Origin of the sequence: Streptomyces sp. NPDC050636 (genome assembly GCF_040654775.1) — a bacterium.
GTDB lineage: Bacteria > Actinomycetota > Actinomycetes > Streptomycetales > Streptomycetaceae > Streptomyces.
In genome coordinates this window covers 39,957-66,488 of record NZ_JBFAIP010000003.1, presented here as the reverse complement: position 1 = coordinate 66,488, position 26,532 = coordinate 39,957, and the positions used below count along the sequence as shown (strand labels likewise).

The 26,532-nt window shown below is 73.7% G+C and carries 22 protein-coding genes and 1 pseudogene; 17 read left to right on the top strand and 6 right to left on the bottom strand.

The window, feature by feature from the left end; all coding sequences use genetic code 11:
* Window positions 1–3: 3 nt before the first annotated feature.
* The gene (locus AB0I10_RS05035; protein ID WP_363150913.1) at window positions 4–696 is read right to left on the bottom strand and encodes a response regulator transcription factor; all 693 of its coding nucleotides are present in this window, start codon (window positions 694–696) and stop codon (window positions 4–6) included.
* A gap of 119 nt (window positions 697–815) precedes the next feature.
* On the opposite strand from AB0I10_RS05035, the gene AB0I10_RS05030 reads away from it, so the two are divergent.
* Window positions 816–1,379 carry a hypothetical protein gene (locus AB0I10_RS05030; protein ID WP_363150912.1) on the top strand — a complete coding sequence of 188 codons (564 nt, stop codon included), beginning with the start codon at window positions 816–818 and terminating at the stop codon, window positions 1,377–1,379.
* Window positions 1,380–1,650: 271 nt separating this feature from the next.
* Here the strand turns inward: AB0I10_RS05030 and AB0I10_RS05025 are convergent, their stop codons facing one another.
* On the bottom strand, window positions 1,651–2,511 hold the full coding sequence (locus AB0I10_RS05025) for a fused MFS/spermidine synthase (protein ID WP_363150911.1): 861 nt from the start codon (window positions 2,509–2,511) through the stop codon (window positions 1,651–1,653).
* A gap of 162 nt (window positions 2,512–2,673) precedes the next feature.
* A complete protein-coding gene (locus AB0I10_RS05020; RefSeq protein ID WP_363150910.1) occupies window positions 2,674–3,156 on the bottom strand; it encodes a chaplin in 483 nt (160 codons plus the stop codon).
* Between the two features lie 313 nt (window positions 3,157–3,469).
* Here AB0I10_RS05020 and AB0I10_RS05015 point away from each other — a divergent pair, with 313 nt between their 5' ends.
* The 9 genes and pseudogenes from AB0I10_RS05015 to AB0I10_RS04975 form a co-directional block, all read left to right on the top strand.
* Window positions 3,470–4,420: a hypothetical protein gene (locus AB0I10_RS05015; protein ID WP_363150909.1), complete on the top strand. Its 951-nt coding sequence runs from the start codon at window positions 3,470–3,472 to the stop codon at window positions 4,418–4,420.
* A gap of 66 nt (window positions 4,421–4,486) precedes the next feature.
* Window positions 4,487–5,704, top strand: a complete 1,218-nt coding sequence (locus AB0I10_RS05010) for a glycosyltransferase (protein WP_363151083.1) — start codon at window positions 4,487–4,489, stop codon at window positions 5,702–5,704.
* Complete coding sequence (locus AB0I10_RS05005) at window positions 5,701–7,209, top strand: exopolysaccharide biosynthesis polyprenyl glycosylphosphotransferase (RefSeq protein WP_363150907.1); 1,509 nt, start codon at window positions 5,701–5,703, stop codon at window positions 7,207–7,209. The genes AB0I10_RS05010 and AB0I10_RS05005 overlap by 4 nt, the downstream gene beginning before the upstream one ends.
* On the top strand, window positions 7,206–8,585 hold the full coding sequence (locus AB0I10_RS05000) for an O-antigen ligase family protein (protein ID WP_363150906.1): 1,380 nt from the start codon (window positions 7,206–7,208) through the stop codon (window positions 8,583–8,585). Before AB0I10_RS05005 ends, AB0I10_RS05000 begins: the two co-directional genes overlap by 4 nt.
* A complete protein-coding gene (locus tag AB0I10_RS04995) occupies window positions 8,578–10,284 on the top strand; it encodes a lipid II flippase MurJ (RefSeq protein ID WP_363150904.1) in 1,707 nt (568 codons plus the stop codon). The genes AB0I10_RS05000 and AB0I10_RS04995 overlap by 8 nt, the downstream gene beginning before the upstream one ends.
* A gap of 85 nt (window positions 10,285–10,369) precedes the next feature.
* A complete protein-coding gene (locus tag AB0I10_RS04990; RefSeq protein ID WP_363151082.1) occupies window positions 10,370–11,104 on the top strand; it encodes a polysaccharide deacetylase family protein in 735 nt (244 codons plus the stop codon).
* Complete coding sequence (locus tag AB0I10_RS04985) at window positions 11,101–12,345, top strand: glycosyltransferase (RefSeq protein ID WP_363150903.1); 1,245 nt, start codon at window positions 11,101–11,103, stop codon at window positions 12,343–12,345. The genes AB0I10_RS04990 and AB0I10_RS04985 overlap by 4 nt, the downstream gene beginning before the upstream one ends.
* A 20-nt stretch (window positions 12,346–12,365) precedes the next feature.
* Window positions 12,366–13,154, top strand: coding sequence for a hypothetical protein (locus AB0I10_RS04980; RefSeq protein ID WP_363150902.1), 789 nt, complete (start codon window positions 12,366–12,368; stop codon window positions 13,152–13,154).
* A pseudogene (locus AB0I10_RS04975) lies at window positions 13,151–14,185 on the top strand (GNAT family N-acetyltransferase); the annotation flags it as partial. The gene AB0I10_RS04980 and the pseudogene AB0I10_RS04975, both read left to right, overlap by 4 nt.
* 41 nt (window positions 14,186–14,226) lie before the next feature.
* Here the strand turns inward: AB0I10_RS04975 and AB0I10_RS04970 are convergent.
* On the bottom strand, window positions 14,227–15,408 hold the full coding sequence (locus AB0I10_RS04970) for a glycosyl hydrolase (RefSeq protein ID WP_363151081.1): 1,182 nt from the start codon (window positions 15,406–15,408) through the stop codon (window positions 14,227–14,229).
* Window positions 15,409–15,687: 279 nt separating this feature from the next.
* On the opposite strand from AB0I10_RS04970, the gene AB0I10_RS04965 reads away from it, so the two are divergent.
* The gene (locus AB0I10_RS04965; protein WP_363150900.1) at window positions 15,688–16,974 is read left to right on the top strand and encodes an ATP-grasp domain-containing protein; all 1,287 of its coding nucleotides are present in this window, start codon (window positions 15,688–15,690) and stop codon (window positions 16,972–16,974) included.
* Window positions 16,975–17,038: 64 nt separating this feature from the next.
* Window positions 17,039–18,319 carry an NAD(P)-binding domain-containing protein gene (locus AB0I10_RS04960; protein WP_363150899.1) on the top strand — a complete coding sequence of 427 codons (1,281 nt, stop codon included), beginning with the start codon at window positions 17,039–17,041 and terminating at the stop codon, window positions 18,317–18,319.
* Between the two features lie 168 nt (window positions 18,320–18,487).
* Here AB0I10_RS04960 and AB0I10_RS04955 read toward each other — a convergent pair whose 3' ends face one another.
* Window positions 18,488–18,925, bottom strand: coding sequence for a hypothetical protein (locus tag AB0I10_RS04955; RefSeq protein ID WP_363150898.1), 438 nt, complete (start codon window positions 18,923–18,925; stop codon window positions 18,488–18,490).
* Between the two features lie 262 nt (window positions 18,926–19,187).
* Between AB0I10_RS04955 and AB0I10_RS04950 the strand changes: the two genes are divergently transcribed.
* Window positions 19,188–20,651 (top strand): tetratricopeptide repeat protein, encoded by a 1,464-nt coding sequence (locus tag AB0I10_RS04950; RefSeq protein ID WP_363150897.1) that lies wholly within the window; start codon window positions 19,188–19,190, stop codon window positions 20,649–20,651.
* 76 nt (window positions 20,652–20,727) lie between these two features.
* Here AB0I10_RS04950 and AB0I10_RS04945 read toward each other — a convergent pair whose 3' ends face one another.
* Window positions 20,728–21,321: a histidine phosphatase family protein gene (locus tag AB0I10_RS04945; RefSeq protein WP_363150896.1), complete on the bottom strand. Its 594-nt coding sequence runs from the start codon at window positions 21,319–21,321 to the stop codon at window positions 20,728–20,730.
* A gap of 308 nt (window positions 21,322–21,629) precedes the next feature.
* Here AB0I10_RS04945 and AB0I10_RS04940 point away from each other — a divergent pair, with 308 nt between their 5' ends.
* The 4 genes from AB0I10_RS04940 to AB0I10_RS04925 all read left to right on the top strand — a co-directional run bounded on the left by AB0I10_RS04940 (window position 21,630) and on the right by AB0I10_RS04925 (window position 26,380).
* Window positions 21,630–22,925: a hypothetical protein gene (locus tag AB0I10_RS04940; protein WP_363151080.1), complete on the top strand. Its 1,296-nt coding sequence runs from the start codon at window positions 21,630–21,632 to the stop codon at window positions 22,923–22,925.
* Window positions 22,916–24,508, top strand: coding sequence for a hypothetical protein (locus AB0I10_RS04935; protein WP_363150895.1), 1,593 nt, complete (start codon window positions 22,916–22,918; stop codon window positions 24,506–24,508). The genes AB0I10_RS04940 and AB0I10_RS04935 overlap by 10 nt, the downstream gene beginning before the upstream one ends.
* Complete coding sequence (locus AB0I10_RS04930) at window positions 24,505–25,884, top strand: AAA domain-containing protein (RefSeq protein WP_363150894.1); 1,380 nt, start codon at window positions 24,505–24,507, stop codon at window positions 25,882–25,884. The genes AB0I10_RS04935 and AB0I10_RS04930 overlap by 4 nt, the downstream gene beginning before the upstream one ends.
* Window positions 25,885–25,996: 112 nt before the next feature.
* On the top strand, window positions 25,997–26,380 hold the full coding sequence (locus AB0I10_RS04925) for a hypothetical protein (protein WP_363150893.1): 384 nt from the start codon (window positions 25,997–25,999) through the stop codon (window positions 26,378–26,380).
* Window positions 26,381–26,532 lie beyond the last annotated feature (152 nt).

Sequence of the window (26,532 nt, the reverse complement as noted above, 5' to 3'; positions counted from 1 at the left end):
AGCTCACTGTGGTGGCTCCAGCTTCACGCCGACGCCGCGCAGGGTGTGCAGATACCGCGGTTTGGCCGCCGTTTCGCCTAGTTTGCGGCGCAGCCAGGAGAGATGGACGTCGATGGTCTGATCGTCCCCGTAGGACTGCTGCCAGACCTCGGCGAGCAGTTCCTTGCGCGGGACGACGACGCCGGGGCGCCCGGCGAGGAAGGCCAGCAGGTCGAATTCCCTGCGGGTCAGATCGAGGGTGACGCCGTCCAGCTCGGCCTGCCGGCGCAGCGGGTCGATGGACAGCCCGCCGACCTGGATCAGCCGTGAGGGTGGTTCTGCGCCGGCCGCGGTGGCGCGGGAGCGGCGCAGTACGGCCGACATCCGGGCCGAGAGGTGTTCGACGGAGAACGGCTTGGTGAGGTAGTCGTCAGCGCCGTCGTTCAGCAGCCGTACGATTTCGGCCTCGTCGTCCCGGGCCGTGGCGATGATCACGGGGACGTCGGTGATGCCGCGCAGCATCTTCAGCGCCTCGGAGCCGTCCAGATCGGGCAGGCCGAGGTCGAGGATGACCACGTCGAAGCCGACCTGCGCCACCTCGCGCAGCGCCTCCAGAGCGGTACCGACGCTGCGTACCGCATGGGCGGCCTCGGTCAGATGCCGGATGAGGGCCGAGCGTACGAACTGATCGTCCTCGACGACGAGCACACGAGCCATGAGCGGCACCGTACGCCATTCGGGCGGGTTTCCTTACCGGGTGTTGACAGGAAAGCGGCGTCTGTCCGCTGCCGGGGACGGGCTGCAACCGGGCGGGCGGGTGGTGCAGTATGAGCCGAATGCAACGAGGACTGGTTCATGCGGCGGCCTGGACGCTGGCGACCGGCGCCGCGGTCACGCTGTCGTGGTTCGGCGTGCACACCGTGCTGTCCGGCACTGCGTACGACGCGCCGCGGGCGCTGCCCCTTTCCGACCAAATGCCCTCCTCGGAGGCCCAGGCAGCCGCCGGTGTCTCACCGCGCGCCTCCTCCACCCACCGCCCCAAGCCCTCCGGGACGGCCGGCCACAGCCCCTCCCCCGGCAGCGAGACGTCCAAGCGGTCCACTCCCGCCGGCTCCGATGGCGGGCTCACGGGCGGCCCCTCGTCCACCCCGCCGACCGGCTCGGCTTCCGGTGGCCAGGTCAAGAGCTACTCCACGGTGGGCGGCCGGGTCGTCCTCGACCTGCGCAGCGACTCCGCCGAGCTGGTGAGCGCGACCCCCAACGCGGGCTGGGAGATGCAGGTCTGGCCGCAGGACAAGTGGCTCCGGGTCGACTTCACGAGCAAGAGCGGCCATACGTCCGTGATCTGCACGTGGAACGACCACCCGCCGATGGTCGACATCAACAACCATGCGACGTAGGGGGTGGGCGAACACATCCCCTAGGGGGTGTGTGGGCCCCCTGCGGGGCCACAACGCGGGGGCGCTGGACGGTATTCCTGTGGCTCACATCGAGGTCGGCATCAACGTGAGCACCAATGTAGGTGTCAACGTAGGTGTGCCAACCTAGGTGTCAACGTTGGTGCCGACCTAGGTGCCGACCTAGGTACCAACGTACGTGTCAACGCGAGCGTCAGCGTGAGTATCAACGCGGATGTCAACACGGATGTCAACGCGGGCGTCAACGCAGGCGTCACTCGAAGACCTCCGGCGGCGGGGCCGGTGACGCGACCGCGGTGGCGTCGGTGACCGGCGCCGCGCCGCCGGTGAAGTCCAGCAGGGCCCGGCCGTGTTCGACCCGCCCGGTCTGCGGATCGGTCGCCGCCCGCCGGGTCAGCTCGGCGACCGGCAGCTCCCGGTCGGCCGCCAGCAGGACTGCGTTGCCGAACCGCTTGCCCCGGAGCACCGCGGGGTCGGCGGTCAGGCACAGCTCGGGGAAGACCGTGCGGACGGTGGCGATCTGGCCGCGCAGAAAGCGCAGCGGCGGCCCGTCCGCGAGGTTCGCCGCGTAGAAGCCGCCGGGCCGCAGCGCCCGCCGGACGTCCGCGACGAACTCGGTGCTGGTCAGATGCGCGGGTGTACGGGCGCCGCCGAAGACATCCGCGATGATCAGGTCCGCCCAGCCGTCCGGGGTCTTGGCGAGTCCCTCGCGGGCGTCCCCGCCGCGCACCTTGATCCGCCAGCCGCTCTCCAACGGCAGTTCGCGGCGCACCAGTTGGACGAGCGGTGCGTCGATCTCCACGACCTGCTGGGTGGAGCGCGGCCGCGTCGCGGCGACATAGCGCGCCATGGTCAGCGCGCCGCCGCCGAGGTGCAGGACCCGCAGCGGCTTGCCGGGCGGTGCGGCCAGATCCGCGAGATGTCCGAGCCGCCGCTGATAGGCGAAGTCCAGATACGTCGGGTCGTCGAGGTCCACATGCGACTGCGGGGCGCCGTCGATCAGCAGCGTCCAGCCGCGCGGCCGGTCCCGGTCGGGCCGCAGCTCCGCGACCCCGCCGTGCACCGTCTCCGCGACGGACTCCGGGCCGCCGCGCCCGCGTCTGCTCTTCGCCATGCGGTCAGTATGACGCGCGTCCGTCGTACCGTCTCCGCTGGTCAGGGCGGTGGCGCCGGCCGCGGCAGAATGGCGGGCCACCCATGACCGAGGTCACGGGCGGCCCGCCGCTGCACACCACGACCCGGGCCGGCCCGATGCCCTTCCGGACCGGCGGTCAGGTCACCTGTTGATGCAGACGTTCCCGAAGGCCGGGTTCAGAATCCCGATGAACACGTCGATGCTGTTGCCGCACACGTTGATCGGGATGTTGATCGGCACCTGGATGTTGTTGCCGCTCAAGAAACCAGGCGAGCCCACGGCGAAGCCCTTCGCAACGGCACCGCCGCCGTGGCCGCAGCCGTGACGACCGAAACCGCCGTGGCCGCCATGCCCGCCACGGCCGAAGCCACCGTGGCCGTACCCACCGTGGCCGCCGTGGCCTCCGTGGCCGCAGCGGTGGTGGCCGGAGCCTTGCTGGCTTTGGCCGCGATGGCCATCAGAGCCGCCGGCGGTGGCGACGCCCGCGCCACCGAGCACCATGGCACAGCTGGCCGCGGCCAACGTGGCAGTTGTGACGAACCGCTTCATCACCGTTCTCCTTTCAGTTTTCGAATGGGGCATCGCGATCAACGAACCAAAACTGTCAGGGATGCGGGCGTTCATCCTTCCGCTAAAAAGTTGGTCCAACCGGAAGACATCATGTCACCATCCGCGAAGTCCGGTATTCCGCTGATCGGAATCCCCGACGGGCACAGCGGCGTGCCTGCCGCGATTTCCAACATGATTTCTGTCAGAGTGCTCTCCTGTTTGACTGATTGAAGTCGGAGAGGGAGCCATGCGGAAGTCGATGGACCGCACCGGGCGCGGCGCCGTATGCGTACTTGCGTCCTTGGCATTGTCGGCCGCCCTGTCTTCGGCAGTGGCCACACCGGCGCCCAAGGAAGCCTCGCGAATTCCTTTTCAGGAGCGCTATCACGTGACGCAGCACGGCGGTTTCGCGCGCGCGGCCAACTCCTCGGTCACCTGCGATCCCGCGGTGGCCGGTGCGAGCACGCCGTGCGCGTCGGCCCAGCAGGGCTACACCGGTGCCAACGGCCACTACCAAATGGCGTACATCGACATCGACTCCGACCCCAACACCTACAACTCCAGCAGCGCGGACCTGCGGATGCCGGTCGGCTCCCGGGTCAGCTACGCCCGGCTGTACTGGGGCGGGAACCTGCGGGCCGGCGAGCAGAAGCCGGCCAAGGACAACGGCCGGGTGCTGCTCGCCGAGCCCGGCGGCCAGTACAAGCAGGTGCTCGCCGACACCGTCACGGGCCATCGCACGACCTCCACGACCGACGGCTTCCAGGCGTCCGCGGATGTCACCAAGCTGGTGCGCGGCAGCGGTTCCGGGGCGTACACGGTGGCCCAGGTCAATGTGGCGAAGGGGCATTCCACGGCCGGCACCTGGGGCGGCTGGACACTGGTCGTCGCCTACGAGAACGCCGGGCAGCCGCTGCGGAAGCTCGCGTTGTGGGACGGGTTCCAGCCGCTGGACGCGAGCGGCCGGGCGCCTGCGGTGAATCTGCACAGAATGCGGATCCCGGCGGGTTCAAGCGGACTCGTGGGCGTGGCGGCATACAACGGAGACCGCGGCACCGTAAATGACTCGCTCTCCGTCGCGGTCGACCGGAACACGCCGGGACTCCTTACGGACGCCGCCAATCCAGCGAATGATGTGATGAATTCGACCATCACGGATTTCGGCCAGGAGACGGTCCGGCAGCCGGCCTATCGGAACACCCTCGGATTTGATTCCGACGTATTCGACATCACCCCTGTTCTTCGCTCCGGCGGCGACCGTCTCACTTTCCGGTTCGGCGCCGGCAATGAGGAATACCTGCTCGGCGCGCTCTTCGTCCAGGCCGATAGCGGGCGCTGAGCGGCGGGCACCGGAAATTCCCGCGGAGATTTCTGTCAGCCCGGCGATCAGGGAGCAGTGCGCGTGCTGCCGCAAGACTTGCCGTCCGAAGAGCGGCCTACCGCTCTCAGCGTTCCGAGCGTTCCCAGCGTTCTTCACGTATGCCAGCCCGTAGACGGCGGGGTCGCCCGGGTCGTCGCCGACCTGGTGCGGGCCCAAGTGGCGGCCGGGCTGCGGGTCGTGGTGGCCGCGCCGCCCGGTGGCAGGCTTCATCGGGACGTCGCCGTGGCGGGCGCCGAAGTGGCCCTCTGGTTCGCGGAGCGGTCCCCCGGGCGGTCGCTGGCCGGCGAGACCCGGCGGCTGGCCCGGCTGATCCGCCGTACGGGGCCCGACCTCGTCCATGCGCACAGCGCGAAGGCCGGGCTCGCCGCCCGACTGGCGGTACGCGGCCGGGTCCCGACCGTCCATCAGCCGCACGCCTGGTCCTTCGAGGCGGTCGGCGGCCCGACCGGGCGGCTGGCGCTCGCCTGGGAGCGGTTCGCCACGCGCTGGTCGGACCGGGTGCTGTGTGTGAGCGAGGCGGAGCGGCTGCGGGGCGCGGCGGTGGGGGTGACGGCCCGGTGGGCGGTGATCCGCAACGGCGTGGACCTGGAACGTTTCGGTTTCTCGCCCGCCGATACGGACGAGGTGGCGCGGCGACGGCTGCGTGCCTCCCTCGGAGTGCTCAGGCAACTGCCCCCCGACGCGCCCCTGGTGGTGTGCGTGGGGCGGCTGTGTCCGCAGAAGGGCCAGTTGACGCTGTTGCGGGCCTGGCCCGAGGTCAGCGCGGCGGTCCCGGACGCCCGCCTCGTCCTGGTCGGCGACGGGCCGGACCGCCGGCTCCTCCAGGAGGCCGCGCCGCCCGGCGTGCTGTTCGCGGGCCCGGCCGACAACGTCGTTCCCTGGTACCGCGCGGCGGATCTGGTGGTCCTGCCGTCGCGCTGGGAGGGCATGGCGCTGGCCCCTCTGGAGGCGATGGCCTGTGCCCGCCCGGTGGTGGTCACCGATGTGTGCGGGGCCCGGGAGAGCCTGCCGCCCGGATCGGCGTCCCGCTGTCTGGTGCCACCGGACGACCCGGCCGCCCTGGCCCGGGCCCTGCGCGGTCTGCTGACCGCTCCTCAGCTGCGCGTGACGCTGGGCCGCCGGGCCCTGGAGCACGTGCGGACGACATACGACGTGCGGCGAACGACGGCAGCGGTTCTGGATCTGTACCGCGAACTGCTCGGTCTGCCGTGCCCCACGAGCAGGGAGCAGATCAGGCGATGACGACGGAGAGCGCGGACGCACCCCATTCCGCCCCGTTCCTGCCCCGGCCCGCGGCCACCCGGCCGACAGCCGTCAGGGTCCATCCGCCGCGCCGGCCCGGACGTGACACGCCGCTGCCACCCGGCCCCGGCCGCGCCGTACGGAACCGGACCACCGCCCCGCTGCTGGCCGCCGACTGCCTGGCCACCACCGGCGCGGCGTTCCTGGTGCACGACCCCGCACCGGTGCCGGCGCTGCTCGGCCCGGTCGTGCTGTGCCTGCTGGTGCTCAACAGCCATGCCGGGCTCTACCGTCCAGGCCTCGCCCCGACCGCGCTGGGTGACCTCCCCGCGCTGCTGGGCCGGGCCGTCGTCTGCTGGTGCGCGACGGCCGCGGCGCTGGCGGCCGTCCACCCCGGGCGGTCGCTGGACCCGGCCGCGCTGCTGTGCGCACCGGCGGTGCATGCCGTGCTGGCGTGCGGCGGCCGGGCCGCGGTCTACCGGGCCCGGCGCGCCGCGGCCCGCCGCAGGCCGCGCTCCACGCTGATCGTCGGCGTGGACCTGGCGGCCCGTCAGCTCGCCGCCGCGCTGCACGCGCACCCGGAGTACGGCCTGCGCCCGGTGGGCCTGGTCGCCCTCGGCGCCGTCGTCCCCGGGGCGCCCGGCGGCCGGCCGCCGGAGCCGGGGGGCGAACTGCCGCTGCCGCGGCTCACCTCCCCCCAGGACATCATGCGGGCCGTCGTCCAGAACACCGTGCGGGACGCGGTGTTCACCCGGCCGCCGGAGGCCGATCCGCAGACCGCCGCGCTGCTGCGGCGGTTCGTCGACCAAGGCTCCGCGATCTGGCTGGCGGGCGCCGCGGCCGGGTACGACGGCCGATCACCGGGGCCGGGCGGTGAACACCTGTGGGGCTTCGCCTGCCGTCGGCTGGACACCGCCGCGCCGCGGCACGGCGGCCGGGGCAAGCGGACGTCGGACGTCGTGCTGGCCGCGGTCCTGCTGCTGGCGGCCGCTCCCGTGCTGGTGGGCTGCGCGCTGGCCGTGCGGCTCTCCGACGGGCCCGGCGTGATCTTCCGGCAGGAGCGCATCGGCCGGCACGGGCGCGCCTTCATGCTGCTCAAGTTCCGCACCCTCCTCCCCCGCGACGAGCACGAGTCGGCGACGCGCTGGAGCGTGGCCGACGACCGGCGGATGAGCCGGGTCGGCCGGCTCCTGCGACGCACCTCGCTGGACGAGCTGCCGCAGCTGTGGAACGTCCTGCGCGGCGATATGAGCCTGGTCGGCCCGCGCCCTGAACGCCCCTATTTCGTCCAGCAGTTCACCCAGAGCTACCCGGACTACGGCGCCCGCCACCGGATGCCGGCGGGCATCACGGGGCTGGCGCAGGTGCACGGCCTGCGCGGCGACACCTCCATCGAGGACCGGGCGCGCTTCGACAACCGCTACATCGACAGCTGGTCGCTGTGGCAGGACGCGCAGATCATGCTGCGCACCGTGGGCTCGCTGTTCCGGATGGAGGGCAGATGAGCGCGGGCGCGCCGGCATCCGTACTGTCCGGCCGATGGGACGTGGCCGGCCGGGCCGGGGCGTCGGCGGCGCGGTACGCACCGCTGGTCCCGGCGGTGGCGACCGTCCTGCTGCTGTGCGTACCCGCCGACCGGGGCGATGTCGCGGCCGCCGGCAAGATCACCCCGGCCGATGCGGCCTCCGCCGTCCTGGTGGTCTGCTGCGCAGTCCGGCTGCTGCGGCGGCGCGCCCGGCCGCTGGACCGCCGGGCCGTCCTCGTCCTCGGCGCGCCCGCGGTGGGGCTCGCGGTGGCCACCATCGCCTCCGCCGACCCGGCCGCCAGCCTGCCCGGCTTCGTCCGCCATCTGCAGATCTTCGTGCTGGTCCCGGCCGCGCTGGTGCTGACGCTGCGCACCGCCCGGGACTTCCGGGTGGTGGCCGGGTCGGTGGTGCTGCTCGCCCTGGTGCAGGGCGCGATCGGCGTGCACCAGTATCTGACCGGCACCGGCGCCTCGTATATGGGAGAGAACGTCCGGGCGGTCGGCACGTTCGGCCCGCTGGACATCATGGGGATGTCCACGGTCGTCGCCTACGGGCTGATGGCCGCGCTGGCCCTGGGCCTCGCGCCGGACACCGACGCGCCCCGCTGGCTGCGGCCGGCCGCCCTGGGCAGCGCCGCCGCGCTGGTGCCACCGCTCGCGGTGTCGTTCAGCCGGGGCGCCTGGATCGCCACGGCGACGGCCGTCGTCGTCGTGCTGCTGCTGGCCGGACTGCGCCTGGCGGTACGGACGCTGGCGGTGCTGGTCGCGCTGGCGGTGGTGCTGGTCGGCGGGGCCGGGGCGGGCTCCGAGATGCTGAGCCGGCGGGTCACCAGCATCACCACGGTCTCCGAAGCCCCGGACCGTTCGGTCACCGACCGGTACTCGCTGTGGGCCGCGGCGGCCGGTATGTGGCGCGACGCCCCGGTGACCGGCGTCGGCCTCAAGGGTTTCCCCGCCCACCGCGACAGCCATGCCTCGCTCGGCCTGTCCTCGGGCAGCGAGATCGCGGGCGCCGGACTGGCTTTCCAACGGGAGCCGTTGCTGTCGCCGCACAACATGTATCTGCTGGTGCTGAGCGAGCAGGGACTGATCGGGATCACGGCTCTGGTCGGCAGTTGGGCGGCGCTGCTGGTGTGGGCCCTGCGGCGCCTGACCGCCGCCCGGCGCAGCGGCCGGCACGCCGACTGCGGGCTGGCCGCGACCGGCCTGCTGGTCTGGCAGAGCGTCGACTTCCTCTCCTCCGACATCGGCGGCCCGTCGACGGTGCTGAGTGCGGTGCTGTTCGGGCTGGTGGGCTGGTGGGCGCTGGCCGCGCCGGTGGGTGGACGGGCAGCGGGACGGATCCGCGATGAGTGAGACGGCCTCCCCGCACCGGGCGCCCGCCGGGACGTTGCCCGTCCCGGCGGCCGTCTCCGTACCGCCGCCGGCCGGCCCCCCGGGCCCCGGCGGCGGTACGGATCCCGGCGGCCCCAGCCCCCTCGGCCGCTTCCTGGCCCGCGCCGCCGCGATCACCGCGGCGCTGACCGCCGCCGGGGCGCTGTTCGGGCTGCTGCGGGACCAGGCCCTCGCGCATCTCTTCGGCGCGGGCCGCGAGACCGATGCGTTCCTGGTGGCCTGGACGGTGCCGGAGATGGCGGCCACGCTGCTCATCGAGGACGCCATGGCGCTGCTGCTGATCCCGGCGTTCAGCCTCGCACTGTCCGCACGGGCAGCCCAGGCGGCGCCGGACACCGGCGAACTGCCGGACCCGGTACGGGCCCTGCTGGCCGCCACCTTCCCCCGGCTCTTCGGCGCCCTCGCCTGCGGCTCCGCGCTCCTCGCCGTCGGCGCTCCACTGCTCGTCCGGGTACTGGCCCCCGGCCTGGCCGACCCGGGCGCGGCCGTCGACTGCACCCGGCTGACCTCGCTGACCGTCCTCACCTTCGGCGTCGCCGGCTACTTCAGCGCCGCGCTGCGCGCCCACCGCAGCTTCGTCCCGCCCGCCGCGATCTACGTCGCGTACAACCTCTGCATCATCGGCACGATGCTGGCGCTGCACCCGGTCTGGGGGGTGCGGGCCGCCGCGGCGGGCGTCGCGCTCGGGGGTGCCGCGATGACGCTCGTCCAACTGCCGTCCGTCCTGCGGAGGTTGCCGACCAGCCGACGGCAGCGGCCCCGGCGGGCGGCCGGGACGCGGGTGACGCTGGGGTTCGCCCTGCTGGCGCCCGTCGTCTGCTTCGCGGTCAGCCGGCAGGCACAGGTCCTGGTCGAACGGTTCCTCGCCGCATCGCTGCCGGCCGGCGCCATCTCGCATCTGAACTATGCGCAGAAGGTCGCGCAGATGCCGATGGTGCTGTCGCTGATGATCTGCACCGTCACCTTTCCCGTCGTGGCGCGGGCGGTCGCCGACGGCGAGGCGGACCGGGCCAGGCGCCGGGTGGAGCGCGATCTGACGCTGGCCGGGCTGGTGGTGCTGCTGGGCGCCGCGTATGTGATCGCCTGCGCGCCGCAGATCATCGAAGTCCTCTTCCAGCGCGGCGCGTTCACCGCCGAGGACACCGCCGCCACCGCGTCGGTGATGCGGGTCTACGCGCTCGGGCTGCTCGGCCACAGCCTGGTCGGCGCCCTCATCCGGCCGTTCTTCGCCGCCGCCCGGCCCACCTGGTACCCGGCCGCCGCGATGGCGGCCGGGCTGCTGATCACCGTCGTCGCCGGGCTGTTCGCGGTCCGGTGGTGGGGCGTCCACGGCATCGCGGCCGCCAACGCGGCCGGTATCACCGCCACCGCGCTGCTGTTGCTGCGCGGCCTCGGCACCCGGGTCGTCGCCATCGGGGTACGCCGGGTCGGCGCCGGACTCGGCCGGCTGACGCTGGCGGCCGCCGCGGCCGCGGCCACGGGCGGCCCCCTCGCGGCGCTCTCCGCACTCGCCGCACCCTCGGCGTCTGCGCTGCTCGGCGCGGCGGCCGGCGCGCTGCTGGTGCCCGCCGTCTTCGCCGGCACCGCCCTCGCCCTTCGGACCCCCGAGGTCCGGCAGTTGCTCACCGCCGTCAAAGGAAAGCTCGCCCATGCCCGTTGAACCCCTGCCCCTCGCCCCCGAGCCCGGTGACCCCGCGCCCGTTCCCGCCGCCCGCCGCCCCCGCAGCGCCCCACCCTGGGTGCTGATGTACCACTCGGTCGCCGAGGTCACCGAGGACCCGTACCACGTCACCGTCTCCCCCGACCGGCTCGACCGTCAGCTCCGCTGGCTGCGCGACCGCGGACTGCGCGGCGTCTCCGTCGCCGCCCTGCTGCGCGCCCGCGCCGCCGGCCGGGGCGCCGGGCTGGTCGGGCTGACCTTCGACGACGGCTACGCCGACTTCAGCTCCGACGCGCTGCCGCTGCTGCGCCGGCACGACTGCACCGCGACGGTGTTCGTGATGCCCGGCAGGGCCGGCGGCGTGAACGCCTGGGACCCACTGGGGCCCCGTAAACCGCTGCTGACCGAGGACGGCATCCGCGCCGTCGCCGACGCCGGCATGGAGATCGGCTCCCACGGACTGCTGCACCAGGACCTCACCACCTCCGACGGCGTGACCCTGGTGCGGGAGACCGCCATCAGCCGCATGCTGCTCACCGAGCTGACCGGGCAGGCCCCGGACGGCTTCTGCTATCCGTACGGCGCCCTCGACACCCGGTCCGTCGAGGCGGTGCGCGGCGCCGGCTACGGCTATGCGTGCGCCATCGACCCCGGCCCGCTGACCGGACTGCACGCACTGCCACGGGTCCACATCGGCGCCGCCGACACCTCCTGGCGGCTGCATCTCAAACGGGTGCTGCATCCACTGCGCCGCCGCCCGCTGCCCGAAGAGTCCACCGTCCAGGCCACCCAGGCCGCTACCACTGGAGGCATCCGATGAAGGTTCTGCACATCATCACCGGCCTCGAAGTCGGCGGCGCCGAGCAGCAGCTACGGCTGATGCTGCGCCGGCTGCCGGCGAACTGCGAGGTCGTCGCCCTGACCAACCCGGGTCCGGTCGCCGACGGCATCCGGGCCGACGGCACGCCCGTCACCCATCTCGGCATGTCCGGCAACCGGGACCTCACCGCGATCCCCCGGCTCGCCCGGCTCATCCGCAACGGCCACTACGACCTGGTGCACACCCACCTCTACCGCGCCTGCGTTTACGGCCGGATCGCCGCCCGGATGGGCGGCGTACGGGCGGTGGTCGCCACCGAGCACTCCCTCGGCGAAGCGGTGATCGAGGGCCGGCGGCTGACCCGTGGCATCCGCGCGCTGTACCGGGCCACCGAACGGCTGGGTTCGGCGACGGTCGCCGTCTCGGACACCGTCGCCGACCGGCTGGCCCGCTGGGGCGTGCCCGAGGAGCGGATCCATGTGGTGCCCAACGGCATCGAGGCGCACCACTTCGCCTACGACCCGGCCGCCCGCGCCGCCGTCCGCGACCGGCTGGGCCTGCCGTCCGACGCCTTCGTGGTCGGCGGCGTCGGCCGGCTGGTGCCCGGCAAGCAGTTCGACGTCCTGGTGCGGGCGGTGACCCATCTCTCCAGCGTCCACCTGCTGTTGGCGGGCGAAGGGCCGGAGCGCGAGACGCTGCAACGGATGGCCCGGCAGTTCGGTGCGAGCGACCGGATCCATCTGCTGGGCACACGCGGCGGCGTGGTCAGCCCCGCGACCGGCGATGTACCGGACGAGGAACCCGGCATCCCCGGTCTGCTGGCGGCGATGGACGTCTTCGTCTCGCCGTCCTCGGAGGAGGCGTTCGGCCTGGCCGTGCTGGAGGCGCTCGCTTCCGGGCTGCACGTCCTGCACGGCGGCTGCCCGGCCGTCGACGAGCTCCCCGCCCTCCAGGCCCCCGGCGCCCGGCGCTGCAGCGGGGATCCCTACGAACTGTCCCAGACCATCCGCGAGTTGCGGCGCACGGGACCGGGCCGGCTGCCGGTCCCGCCGGTGGTGGAGCACTACGACATCGGGCACAGCGCCGAGGCCCTGATGGCCGTCTACGAGCATGCCCTAGCCGCCACACCGCGCAGGCGGGTGTCCCCGTCGCGCGCGCCGGACGCGTCCCCCTCGAACGTGTCCCTGCCGGACCCGTCCCGGTCGCCTTCCTCCGACGACCATTCGCTGTCGAAGAGGTGAGCACCGCGATGGACGGGACCGTGAGGGAAGACCCCGCGGCCGCCGCGCCGGCCGGCCGGCTGCGGGCGTGGCTGGGCCGGCTGCCCCGCTGGTGGCCGCTGCCGTTGTGTGCGGCGCTCGGAGCGGCGGGCGGCGCGTCCTACGGGCTGCTGGAGCCGCCGCGGTACGCCGCGACCAGTTACGTCGTGGTGGTGCCCGGCAAGGGCACCGACCCGGCCGGCGCGCTCGGCTTCGCGCAGGCGTACGGCCGGGTCGCGACCGGCGGGGCGGTGATCGCCGACGCCCATCGCGTCTCCCGTGTGCCGCTCGGCGCGCTGCGCGGCGGGGTGCGGGTGATGACCTCGCCGGACGCCCCGATGATCGAGATCACCGGCACCGCCGGGACCCCGCGCACCTCGGCCACGGTCGCCAACGCGGTGGCCCGCTCGCTGGCCAGGACCGGCAACGCGACGGCCGACCGCACCGGCGCCGAACTGATGGTCCTCTCCCTCGCCTCGGTCCCGTCCGAACCGGTCTCGCCGTCGGTGCCGGTGGCCACCGGAGTGGGGGCCTGCGCGGGCGGCCTGCTGGGCGGCCTGCTGCTGCTCGTACGGCCGGCGGAGCGCCGCAATGCCAAGGGGCATCGCGGCGGGGGTCCCCCTGGACGGAGTCCAGGGGGGACTCTGGCCGGGGCGGCGGTGGGAGACGGGCGGGCGGCGCGTACGGCGGAGGTCCCGGCCCCGGCGCAGGGCTCCGCCGGACCGCCGCGGGAGGCCGCGGCAGCGACGACCGAAGCGGCCCCGGAAGCAGCCACGGGGACCGTGCGATGACAGCGCGGCGGACGTCGACGGACATGCCGGGGACGGCGGGGGCGCCGGCCCGGGTATCGCCGGTGCCGGGCCCCGTACGCCCGCCGGACCGCCAGGAGCCGCCCGCCCCCCTGTCGGCGACGCTCTGCCGCGACCCGGAGGAGTTCGCCGCGCTGGCCGCCGACTGGCAGGCGCTGCACCGCCGTTGCCGGGCGGCCACCCCCTTCCAGAGCCATGCCTGGCTGCACTCGTGGTGGCTGTCGTACGGCACGCCGGGACGGCTGCGGGTCGTCCTGGTGCGCCGCGCGGACCGGCTCGTCGGGGCGGCGCCGATGATGCTGACGTACCGTCCGCTACCGGTCCTGGTACCGCTCGGCGGCAGCATCTCGGACTTCTCCGATGTGCTGCTTGACGACTCCTGCGCCGGGCCCGCGGCCGGCGCGCTCGCCGAGGGACTGCACCGGGCGGCCCGCGGCGCCGTCGTGGACCTGCGCGAGGTCCGGCCCGGCGCCGCGGCCGAACGGCTGCCGGCGGCCTGGCCGGGCCCGTCCCGCACTCTGGCCGACTCGGTCTGCCTGGAGCTGCCCGGCGTGCCGATGGAGCAACTGCTGGCCCGGCTGCCCGGCGCCCGCGCCCGCCGGGTCCGCGCCAAGCTGCGCAAAATCGACGCGCTGGGCATCGAGGAACGCTCGGTGCCGGCCCACGAGGTGCCCGCCGCGGTGGCGAACATGCTGCGGCTGCACTGGCTCCAGTGGGCCGGCCGCGGGGTGACACCGGAGCATCTGCGGCCCCGGTTCGCCGACCATCTGGTGCGCGCCACCCGGGAGATGGTCGCCGACGGTGACGCGGTGCTGACCGAGTACCGGGTGGCCGGCCGGGTGATGGCCATCGACCTCACGCTGATGTCGGCGGACCTGGCCGGCGGCTATCTCTACGGCTCCGACCCCGAACTGCGCGCCAGGAAGGTGGACATCACCACCATGCTGTTGCGTCACGACACCCGTCATGTCGTCGCCAGCCGCCGCGGCGCGCTCAGCCTGCTGCGCGGCACCGAGCCGTACAAGCTCCACTGGCGCCCGGTCCCGGTGGCCAATCAGCGGCTGCTGCTCTCCCGGCGCGCGGCGGCGCCCGCCCTGCGGCTGTACGCGGCGCAGGCACACGGCCGCGCGCTCGCGGCCGGCCTGGCCAGGGAGCGGCTGACGTCGCTGCGCGGCGTACGGGCGAGGCTGAACACCTGGCAGGCGAGAGGTGCGAGCAGACGATGAAGCTCCGGTACGCGGCCGGCGCGGCGCTCGATGCGTTGCCGTGGGCCGGGCGGACGGCAGTTGTCCCGCCGGGCCGGCGCGGGCCGCGAGGGCAGCGCGGCCCCCGTCAGGTCGTAGAGCGCGGCGCGGAACGCCCGGGAGGACCGCGGATTCTCCTGGCACTGCCATACGCCGTGCGGACAGTAATCGGTGATCGTCTGGTAGAGCGGTTCGTGTACGGCGATCCACTCCAGCATGCGCCGGACGAATTCCGCGTTGTCACCGTTGTCGAACAACCCCCATTCCGGGTACGAGATCTCCTTTCCATGCTCGGCCGCGAAATCGACCTGCTGCTGGAGCCCGTACGGCTCGTGGATCATTTCGTCGAAGGTCTTGCCGGACGGCCGGTCGTACGAGTCCATGCCGATGATGTCCACGACATCATCGCCCGGGTAGCACTTCGTCCAGCCGATGGCGTCCTCACCGCGGGTCGGCGCGAAATCGAAGAGGAATTCCTGCCCCGGCACCGAGCGCATCGCGGTGACGATGCGGCGCCAGTACGACTTCCAGGCTTTCGGGTCGGGCCCGCAGCGATGGGTGTAGGTGGTCCCGTTCATTTCCCAGCCGAGGGTGATCACGGTGTCCGGGATGTCGTCTTCCACCAGGTGCCGGGCCAGCGTACGGAAATGCGTGTCGAAGCGGCCGGCCGCGCCCTGTTGCAGCAGCCGGCGCACCTCGGAGTCCGGGACGTGCTCCTCGTTGCGCTCCATCATCGGCACATTCAGCACGAACATCCGGTCGTCGTCGCCGCGCCGCCAGTCGGCCCACGGCTGGAGGAATTCCGGCCGTCCCTCGATGTTCGACCAGCGGTCGCCCGGCAGATAGGTGTGGCCGACCCGGATATCCGTACCGCCGAGCCAACGCTGCAGATCGGACAGGCGCCGCACGCCCTCTCCGTCGGATCCGAGAAAAGCGCCCAGGGGCACCGGAAACATGGGGACCGCACCGGAATTGCGTCCGTCCCCGCTCATTCCGTCACGGGTGTCGCCGTCACGGCCGGGCAGGGCGACAAGACCGCAGGAGACGAGCAGGCAGAGGGTGACCGCCCCGAAAGTGCCCGCCAGCCTCCGGCTTCGCTGGGACATAGTGACTCCTTGGGGGACGCCCGTCATGGGCTGTGCTGATCCCATGACGGTAATTCCCATGACGGTATTCAGGAGATCCCCCATATGGGCTGCCCGAACGCCTTCTGATAGCCCATTAGCGAATTTCCTCCCCCACACGGTCCATCGAAGTGAAGGACTCCGCACATGCCATCGTTCGACACCGATGTGCCCGTACTTCTGCTCCGGCTCGATCCCAATCCCTTTCATCACGGCACGCTGGGAGCGGTCAGATCTTTGGGCCGGGCCGGAATCGAGGTGCATGCCGTGGTCGAATCGGCGCGCGGCCCGGTGGGCCGGTCGCGATATCTGCACCGGGCGCATGAACTCCCGGCCGGGCCGCTGACGGACGCGCCGTTGCTGGCCCTGCTCCGCGAGATCTCCGAACGTATCGGCAGGCCCGCCGTGCTCATTCCCATGGACGACCGCGGCGCGATCGCCGCGGCCCGTCTCGCCGGTCCGCTGCTGGGCCGCTTTCTGCTCCCCGCCCAGCCCGCCGGCCTCCCCGAACGGGTCGCCGACAAGGCCGAACTCGCCCAACTGTGCCGGGAACTGGAGCTGCCGCACCCGGCGACCGCCATCCCCGGCAGCGCGCAGCAGGCCGCCGACGCGGCGGCCGGTCTGGGGCTGCCGGTCGTCGCCAAGTGGAGCCGCCCCTGGCTGCTGACGGGGTTGGCGGACACCGGGCTGCGCAGCACCACCTTGGTACGCACCCGTGACGACGCCCGCCGCCTCTACGAGCTGACCGAACGCGCGGGCAGCGCCCTCCTGCTGCAACGCCAGCTGCCCGGCGCCCCGGACACCGACTGGTTCTTCCACGGCTGCTTCACCCGCGGCGGCAGCTGCCTGATCGGCGGCTCCGGCCGCAAGGAGCGCGCCTGGCCGCCGCGCACCGGGCTGACGGCCGTCGGCCGCTGGCTGCCCAACCCCGAGGTGGAACGGTCCGCGCTGCGGCTGGCGCGGCATCTGGGCTACCGCGGCATCCTCGACCTCGACTTCCGCCGGGACGCGCACGGCCGTTACCACCTGCTCGACTTCAACCCCCGGCCCGGCGCGCAGTTCCGGCTGTTCACCGACCAGTCGGGGCTCGATGTGGTCCGCGCGCTGCACCTGGACCTGACCGGCCGTACGGTGCCCGCCCCGCGCGGCGCGCCCGGACGGCTCTTCCGCGCCGAGAACTACGCCCTGCTGTCGGCGGTGGCCACGGCCTTCACCGGGCCGCCTGCCTCCCGTTCGACCGGGGTGCGGGGTGGGCACCGCGACGTGGAGCGGGCCTGGTTCGCCGCCGACGACCCGCTGCCGTTCCTCGCCATGACCGGCTCGTGGCTGCGCAGCGGCGTCCGCAAGGGCGCGCGCCGGATGCGCGCCAACGCGGTCCCGCACCTGACCCGCCCGGTGCCCGCGCACCCCCTGGGCACCCCCCGACAGCCCTGACCGCAGCGTTCCCCCGTGGACCGCACCGCACGATGAGCCCGATGAGAAAGAGCAGGAAACTCCCATGTACGACCTCGTGGTGGTGGGCGCCGGCCCCTACGGACTCTCGATCGCCGCACACGCGGCCGCGGCCGGGCTGAGCCTGCGGGTCCTGGGCCGCCCGATGGCCTCCTGGCGCGACCACATGCCAACCGGCATGTTCCTCAAGTCCGAGCCCTGGTCCTCCAACCTGTCCGACCCCGCCGGAGATCACACCCTCACGGACTACTGCACCGCCCACGGCCTGACCGCCCGCCATGGCGTCCCGCTGCCCATCGGCGTCTTCACCGCGTACGGCAGATGGTTCGGCGAACGGACGGTGCCCCAGGTCGAGGAGGTCACCGTCACCGCCGTACGCCCGGACGGCGGCGGGTTCCGGGTCGAGACGGACACCGGCGAGAGCATCGCGGCCCGGACCGTCGCGCTCGCCATCGGCGTGCTCCCGTTCGCCAATCGCCCCGAACCGCTGCTCCGGCTGCCCGCCCCGCTCACCTCGCACAGCAGCGACCACAGCGATCTGACCCGTTTCGCCGGCCAGGACGTCACGGTGATCGGCTCCGGGCAGGCCGCCCTGGAGACCGCGACGCTGCTGGCCGAACAGGGCGCGCGGGCCCGCATCGTGGCCCGCGCCGGCCGGCTGCGCTGGAACTCCCCACCGCAGCCCCTGGAGCGCGGCCGGCTGCGCGCACTGCGCGATCCGCACTGCGGCCTGGGCACCGGCTGGCCGAGCTGGGTGTGGTCGGAGACCCCCTGGGCGGTACACGGGCTGCCCGCCAGGACCCGGGTGCGTATCGCCGAGACGACACTGGGCCCGGCCGGCGCCTGGTGGCTGCGCCCACGCTTCGAGCCCGCCGTACCGGTCCTCTTCGAACACCGCATCAGAACCGCGTTCCCCCATGGCGACGGGGTCAGGCTCGAACTCACCCATAAGGATGGCCGCACCACGGCCCTCAACACCCAACACGTGGTGGCGGCCACCGGCTTCACCCCCGATCTCGGACGGCTGCGGCTGCTCGACCCCCAGGTGCGCGGCACACTGCGGACGGTCGGCAGCAGCCGGGCACCCGAACTGAGCCCGGGCTTCGAGTCGTCCTGGCCGGGCCTGTTCTTCGCGGGACTGCTGACCGCACCGTCGTTCGGGCCGTCGATGCGCTTCGTCTACGGCGCGACGTTCACGGCGCACCGGCTGCTGCGCGGGGTACGCCGCCGGCTGGACGACCGGCGCGGCGGCATCGTCATCCCCCGGCCTGCCGTGGCCGCCACCCTGACCACGACGAGCGAGCCGGCCGGGCAACCCGCCTGCTAAGGGGTGTCGTCGGACACATACGCCAAAAGGGCCGTCGGCATCAGCCGGACGGCTCTTCACCCCACAATGCCTTCACCCCACAAGGCCTTCACCCCACAAGGCCTTCATCCCACGCCGGACGAACCCTCACCCCGACCGGGCGGACCGCAACTCCCTTGGGGCGGGCGCTCACTGGCAGCGGTCGACGGCCTCGATCGTGCGGGCCGCCTCGCCGAGCGCCGCGCGCAGTACGGCCGGGTCGGTGGCGGCGGCGTACGCGCCCTCCGGGGGCACCAGCCACCCGGTACCCGTCACGGGCGGCTCCACGGACGTGTCCTCGGTGCCGTCGGCGCCGTCGCCGTCGTACGCCGCGCCCAGCGCGATCCCGCGCCCGTAGGTCTGGGTGCACGCGCTGCCCGGGACGTCCCACCCGGCGGCCGTGCCCGGGGGCACCAGGAAGCCGAGGGTGTGGCACGCGCCGTCGTGCAGGACGGGCCCGACGCCGTCCCGCAATCGGAGGATGTCGACCGCCTCAAGTCCCTGCCGGGCGGGCACCGTGACGAGGTCGCACGGCTGCGCGGGCTCCGGCAGCACGCTGTGGTCGGATCCTGTGACGCCCCTGCTCACGCCGGTCTCCCGCACGGAAAACCCCTCCTCCTGCACGCGCCGCAACCCTTTACACCGTGTGTAACGGCTCGGCCCGTCAACAGCTACGGCGGCGTAACGCTGCAAAGGATGGCACTTCATGGCAGATCGTGGGTGAGATATCCGGTTTGTAGCCAAACTCTGAGTGATGCGGCCGTCCCAGCCGGTACGGTCGTCCCGCCGCACCGCCAGGATGCGGCATCGCCACAAAGATGGCACGGAGAGGGCACGGAGAGGGTCCGCCATGGCGTCGCCACCAGCAAAATCAGCGTCGTCCCACACGGTACCCGCCCGCCCGAACACCGCTTTCCGACAGCTGCGCGGCCGGCTGTCCCCGGGCGAGTTCGCGGCGGCGGTCCGACGGTCCGCCCGTGAGATCGGCGAGCAGGTCTCGTGCGATGCCCGCTATGTGGGGCGCGTCGAGTCCGGGGAAATCCGGTGCCCGAACTACGCCTACGAGCGAGTGTTCCGGCACATGTTCCCGGGACTGACGCTGCCGGACATGGGATTCGCACCGCGCGAGACGGTACGCGGACGGGGGGCGCGTACGGCGGCGGTCAGCGCCGCGCCCCTGGCAACCGACCCCGACCACCGCGATACCCGTATCCAGACCTGCGAGGAGAGCGACGTGCTGCGTCGCGCGTTCATCACCGGCGGCCCGGCAGCCGCCCTGGGCATCGCCGCCCTGCATCCGCTGGAAGCCGCTGCCGCCGCTGCCAACTCCAGCATTCCGGCCCCCCGCACGCCCGCCGACAGCAGGGCCGGCGCGGCCGAGGCCACCGCCGTCGAGGAGGCCGTCCGCCGGATCCGGCTGCTGGACGACCGGCACGGCGCCGAGGGCATCTACCGCCGCGCCACCCAGCCGCTGCGGGCCGCCTACGACATGCTCGACGCCAACATCCAGCACCGCACGGTCTCCGACCGGCTGCACACCGGGGCGGGCGAACTCGCCATCACCGTCGGCTGGTTGGCGCACGACTCGGGCCGCCACGGCGACGCCCGCTCGCACTACGCCGAGGCGCTGGCCACCGCCCGCGTCTGCGGCGATCCCGCCCTGGAGGCGCACGCCTTCTGCAATACCGCCTTCCTGGCCCGCGACGCCGGGCGGCCGCGCGAGGCGGTACGCGCCGCCCAGGCCGCGCAGCAGGCCGCCAAACACCTGGCCTCGCCGCGGCTGCTGTCACTGCTGGCGCTGCGCGAGGCCGGCGGCTGGGCGGGCCTGGCGGACCGTACGGGCTGCGAGCAGGCGCTGGCCCGCGCCCAGCGGCTGTTCGCGGGCGGGCCCTGCGACAACGACCCGGAGTGGATGAGCTTCTACGGCGAGGCCGAACTGGAGGGCCTGGAGGCGCAGTGCTGGTCGGCCCTGGGCGAATGGACACGCGCGGTGGCACACGCACGCCGGGCGGTGGCTCTGCAGGATCCTCACTTCACCCGCAATATCGCCCTGTTCACCGCGGAGCTCGCGGCCAATCTCACCGAGAGCGGCGCCCACGAGGAGGCCGCCGCGGCCGGCTCCCGGACCCTGGCGCTGCTGGAGCAGGTCCACTCGGCACGCATCCGCACCATGCTCGACGGCACCGCCCGTGCGCTACGACCGCACCGCGCCCACGGCATGGTCGCCGAGTTCCTGGACCGGCACGCGGCGTCGGCGGGAGCGGCGGCCGGTGCCCGGGGCGGGGCCGGTCCGATGGGGCGTCAGCCGGTGTGAGACGGGCCGGTACGGGTCTGCCGCGGGCCCGGTCCGAGGTGGTCCCGGCCTGCCGCGGACCGCCCGCGGGCACAGGTCAGCCGAGGTGGCCGGTGTCGTTCCAGCGCTCGATCGCCGGTTCCCCGTAAGCCCAGCCGAGCACCGACAGGGACGTCGGATCCAGGCGGATGCGGGCCCCGAAGGAGATGTCCAGGCCCAGCCAGCGGGCGCCCAGGGTGCGCAGGATGTGGCCGTGCGCGAAGACCAGCACATCGCGGTCGGCCGAGCGCGCCCAGGCCACGACCTCGTCGGCCCGAGCGGAGACCTCGGCGAGCGTCTCCCCTTCCGGCACCCCGTCGCGCCACAGCAGCCAGTCCGGCCGTATCGCCTTGATCTCGGCCGGCGTCATGCCCTCGTACGCGCCGTAGTCGACCTCCATCAGCGCGTCCCACTCCTGCGCCCGGTCACCGAAGCCGGCCAGCTCGCAGGTCTCCTTCGCGCGGACCAGGGGGCTGGTGCGGATCTCGACGCCGGGCAGAGCGTTCCAGGGGGTGCGGTGCAGCCGCTCGCCCAGCAGCTTGGCGCCGCGCCGGCCCTCGTCCAGCAGCGGGATGTCCGTCCGGCCGGTGTGCTTGCCGGAAAGGGACCACTCCGTCTGCCCGTGCCTGGCCAGGAGAATGCGCGCTGCCATGGGTCGTACCTCTCGCCGATTCCTCGGCTTCTCGTTTGCTCGGTGCGGGCGGTGGCCGCGCGACGTGACGCCTGCGCGGACCGCGGGACCTCCCATGATGAACCATCGGTCGGTTTCCCGGGGGCGGGGGGCTCCGGGCCTTGTCCGCGGGGGCGCGGGACCCGTCCTGAACCAGCCCCCGACAGGTCCCGAACGGGCCCTTTCGCGGGTGACCGCCCCGCGTGTCAGTGCCGGATGCGAGACTTCCGCAGGTGAACGTTTTCCGCGACAGTCGACCCGCGGCGGCCGCACCGCCGGCGGAGCAGCCGGTGCCCGGTCCGGGCCTGCGGCGGGGGGCACCTCCCGGCGTTGGCCGGGGGAGGCTCACCGAGCTGCGCGGCCCCGGCGTGCGGCCGCGCTCGCTCGATGCCCGTGCGCTCGCCGCGCTGGCCGCCAACCCTGGGTGCCGGCGCCGAGCACTGCTGGACGGCGCGGGCATCGACAAGGGCGCGCTGGCCCAGGCGCTCGGCTCGCCCGCGACGTACGGCCAGTCCCAGTTCGCGCTCATCCGCGGCAACTCCTTCGAGGCCCGGGTGAAGGCCGACGGCGGCGCGGACCTGCTGCGGCTGCTCCATGAACGGCTGCGGCCGGGTACCGCGGCGCCCGAGAGCATGGCGGTCGCCACGCCCGATCTGTCCGCGGCGGGTCCCGAGGGCCGCGCGGCCCGTACGGCGCTGGCGCTGCGCGAGGTGACGGCGGCCGGCGGCTGGGCCCTGCTGGATCATCCGATGCTGGCCGTCGAGGTGGCCGGGTCGCCGGCCTATGTGGAGCCGGATGCGGTGGTGGTGCATCCGGACGGCAGCTGGACGGTCGTCGAGATCAAGTCCTTCCCGATGATCGACGGCGCGGCGGACGCCGCGAAGGTCGGCGCCGCGGCCCGGCAGGCGGCGGTGTACGTGCTGGCCCTGGAGACGGTCGCCGGGCATGTCGGCGCGCGGACCGGCCGCGAGGTCCAGGTCAGGGACCGGGTGCTGCTGGTCTGCCCGAAGGACTTCTCCAACCTGCCGACCGCCGCGGCCATCGACATCCGCAAGCAGCTCGCGACGACCCGGCGGCAGCTGGCCCGTCTCACCCGCGTCGAGGACATCGCCGCCGCTCTCCCCCCGGAGACCACCTTCGATCTGCAGCTGACGGACGACGGCGCGGCGACCCGCCCGCCCGAGGAGCTGGCCGCGGCCGTCGAGGCGGTCGGCGCGTCCTATGCCCCGGAGTGCCTGGCCGCCTGCGAGCTGGCGTTCCACTGCCGCAAGCGGTCCCGTGAGGACGGCGCGGTGGAGACGCTGGGGCGCGGTGTGCGGGGCGAGTTGGGCGGTCTGCGCACCATCGAGGACGTCCTCGCGGCGGCCACCGGCGCGCCGGTGCCGGCCCCGGGGGAGGGCCCGAAGGCGCCCTGTGACGGCGCCACCCTCGCCAACCCCGCCGACGCCGACGCCATCCCCGAAGACCCCACCGACGCCGCCCCCGACGACCCGGCCGTCGACGCCCTCCGCAGGGCCGCCGCCCTGCGCGCCGAGGCGCTGGCCGCCGCGGTGGCCGGCCGTCCCGAGGAGCCGGAATGCCGCTGATCGAGACGCTGGCCCGGATGGAGGCGGTGGCGGCCGGCCACGCCCGGCCGCTGTGCACGGTCCGGCACCGCCATCTGTCCGAACAGCCGCTGGTCTTCGTCCCGTTGACGACCGCCGGCGAGGCGGGCGCCCCGCTGGGCGCGCTGGTCGGCACGGACCGCGAGAAGCCGCAGCTGCTGGCCGTACCGCAGCCCCGCAACCGCGATCTGCGGTTCGCGTTCCTCGCCGAGCTGGCCGAGTCCCTGCTGCCCTATGTGGACGGCTTCGCGGATGCCATCGAGTGGGAGGAGCGCAAGGAGACCGACCCGGAGACCGGCAAGAAGGTCCCGGTCCAGGTCGAACTGTGTGCGGACGCCCCGCAGTTGATCGTGCCGAGCGCCGCGGGCATCGACTTCGTCCGGCTGCTGGGCCGGTCGATGCGGTTCCGGCGGACGGCCGAGCAGGAGCCGGAGGCGCCGTATCCCGCGCCGCCGCATGTCCCGCTCCTGGGCCGCTGGTTCACTCACTTCGGCGAGCGGGCCCGGGTGCCCGGCGCATCTCTGCTGCTGTCCATGACGGGACTGCTCACCCGCCACTGGGCGACCGGCCAGAGCCTGCTGGAGGACCAGCATCTGGGCGCGCTGCTCGCCTGGATCGACCCGGCCGCCGCCCCCGGAACACAGCGCTACGCGCCGGCCCCCCAACACGTCTCGGGCCGGGCGGCGGCCGAGCGCGCCGAGTCGGCGCGCGGCGCGGACGGCCAGCTGCTGTGCCCCCCGGCCGGCCCGGCCACCGACCCGGCGTTCGACAACCGGCTGCTGGCCCCCGCCATCGCCCGTTTCGACGCCGGGCTGCCGGGCGCCGAGGAGGAGGTCCGCGGCCTCATCGAGGGGCAGTTGCAGCCGACCTGGGACGCCGTCTGGCACGGCATCGATCTGCTGCGCACCCTCCCGGCGGGCGCGCGGGTCGCCGACCGCTGGAAGCGCGACCGCTGGTCGTACACGGCGCACCGCGACCGGGTGCGCTCCGGCGAGCCGCCGCAGCCCAAGCGGGACGACGCCGTCACCGCCGCGCAGAAGCTGGCCTCGCGGGAGACCGCGCAGGCCCAACTGGACGCCCACGAAGCCCTGGACGACCCACTGGTGATGGCCGGGCGCAGGCTGGCGGGCGAGGCGCTGCAGGGCACCGTCACCGCCGTCGAGATGGCGTTCTCCGAGGGCAAGCGGCCGATGCCGCGCCCGCTGGTCACACTGCGGACGGCGGACCGCCCGCAGCTGTCCGAGCGCGCCAAGCTGTACCGCCCCCTGGCGGACGGCAAGACGCAGACCGCCGAGTTCGTGTCGTACGTCCTGGAGGAGCCGGGGGCGCTGGTGGTGCGGCTGACCGGCGGGATGGGGCGCGGCAGGACGCCGGAGCCCGGTTCGGTGCCGGAGCCGGACGACACGGTGTGCTGGACGCTCTTCGAGCACTCCCCGCGCGGCGGCCCCGAGCTGCCGGATCCCGAGGACACCCCCTGGACGCACGGCGGCCCGCCGCCGGGCACCTCCGGCGCGGGCGCGCCCGGAGACTCCCCCGACCCCGTGACCACGGAGGACTTCTTGTGACCCGGCTCGATGGGGGCGCCTCCCTGCACCTCAAGGGTTTGGGGCAGCGCCCCTTCGACCCGTCAGCGGCCGCCACCGCCGCGACGGACGCGATCCTGCACGACACCCTGCACGGCAACCGGCGCGGCGTGGTCGTGGACTCCCCTCCCGGTGCGGGGAAGTCCACCCTCGTGGTCCGCGCGGCCCGTGAACTGGCCGCCGCGGGGCGCCCGTTGATGGTCGTCGCGCAGACCAACGCCCAGGTCGACGACCTCGTCCTGCGGATCGCCGAGAAGGACCCGGAGCTGCCGGTCGGCCGACTGCACAGCAGCGAGCCCGGCGCGTTCGACCCGGCGCTGGCGGAGCTGCCCGCGGTCCGTACGTCGGCGAAGGCGGCCGATCTGGCCGGGCTGGACATCGTCGTCTCGACGGCCGCGAAGTGGGCGTACACCAAGGTCGACGAGCCGTGGCAGCACGCCATCGTGGACGAGGCGTACCAGATGCGCTCCGATGCGCTGCTGGCCGTCGCCGGGCTCTTCGAGCGGGCGCTGTTCGTCGGCGATCCGGGGCAGCTGGACCCGTTCAGCGTGGTCGGCGCCGACCAGTGGGCCGGGCTGGCGTACGACCCGTCGTCCAGCGCGGTGTCCACCCTGCTGGCGCACAACCCCGACCTGCCGCAGCACCGTCTGCCGGTCTCCTGGCGCCTGCCCGCCTCCGCCGCGCCCCTCGTATCCGGCGCGTTCTACCCGTACACACCGTTCCGCAGCGGCACGGACCACGGCGACCGCCGGCTGGCGTTCGGCGTGGCGGGGGACGGCTCGGGCGTGGACCGCGTCCTGGACGAGGCCGCCGAGTCCGGCTGGGGCCTGCTCGAACTCCCCGCCCGCCATACGCCGCGTACGGACCCGGAGGCGGTGCGCGCGGTGGCCGTGGTGGTGCGCCGGCTGCTGGACCGCGGCGGCGCCGCGACCAGCGAGAACTCCCCCGATCCGGCTCCGCTGACGGCCGCCAGGATCGCGGTCGGCACGGCCCATCGCGACCAGGCGGCGGCGGTCCGCGCCGCGCTCGCCGCGCTGGGGGTGACGGGCGTCGCGGTGGACACCGCCAACCGTCTGCAGGGCCGCGAGTTCGATGTCACGGTCGTCCTGCACCCGCTCTCCGGCCGCCCCGACGCCACCGCCTTCCATCTGGAGACCGGCCGGCTGTGCGTGCTCGCCTCCCGGCACCGGCACGCCTGCATCGTGGTGTGCCGGGCGGGCGTCGCGGATCTGCTGGACGAACACCCCTCGACGGAGCCGGTGCAGCTGGGCGTCACGGTCAAGTTCCCGGACGGCTGGGAGGCCAATCACGCCGTCCTGGCGCACCTCTCGGAGCACCGGGTGCCCTGGCGCCCGTAGCGGCGCAGGCTGTGGATCACGGCGCCCCGGGCCGGTCCCGACCCCGGACCTGAGGGCGTACTTGCGCAAGGCGGGACAATGGAATGCGGCACACGAACCAGGAGGTATGTACATGTCCGAGCCGCGTCCGGCTCCCGATCCCCGTGGTGCGCCGCCCGCACACCGGCCCAGAAGGCCCGCGCCGCTGCTCTTCGAGCCGCCGGAGGCCGTTACCGACCCCGAGCACTTCTTCGACCTGGAGTCGCTGGACGACCCACGCGAGCTGCTCAACCGCGCCACGGAGCTGGCGCTGGCCTTCCGCGCGGCGGCCGAGCGCGCGACGGAGTTCCAGGCGGTGGCGGCGGCCCAGCTCACCGACCCCCGGCGCTTCGACCGGCTGCCGCTGGCGGTGCTCGCCGAGCGGGCGGAGTGGACCGAGGACTACGCCAAGAAGATGATCGAGTTCGGCCACGGTCTGATGCGGGACGGCGGTACCCGCATCAGCGACGGGGACTGACCGGCCGACGGACCGGCTCGCACCACACGCCCCATCCGCCCCTCGCACCCCAGAACGGCTCATGGTCCATGATCATGAGCCGCTGGCATATGCGAGGAGCGAAAGATACTCCTTACCGCCCGGCCCCGTCCCGGTTTCCGTCATTCAGCAGA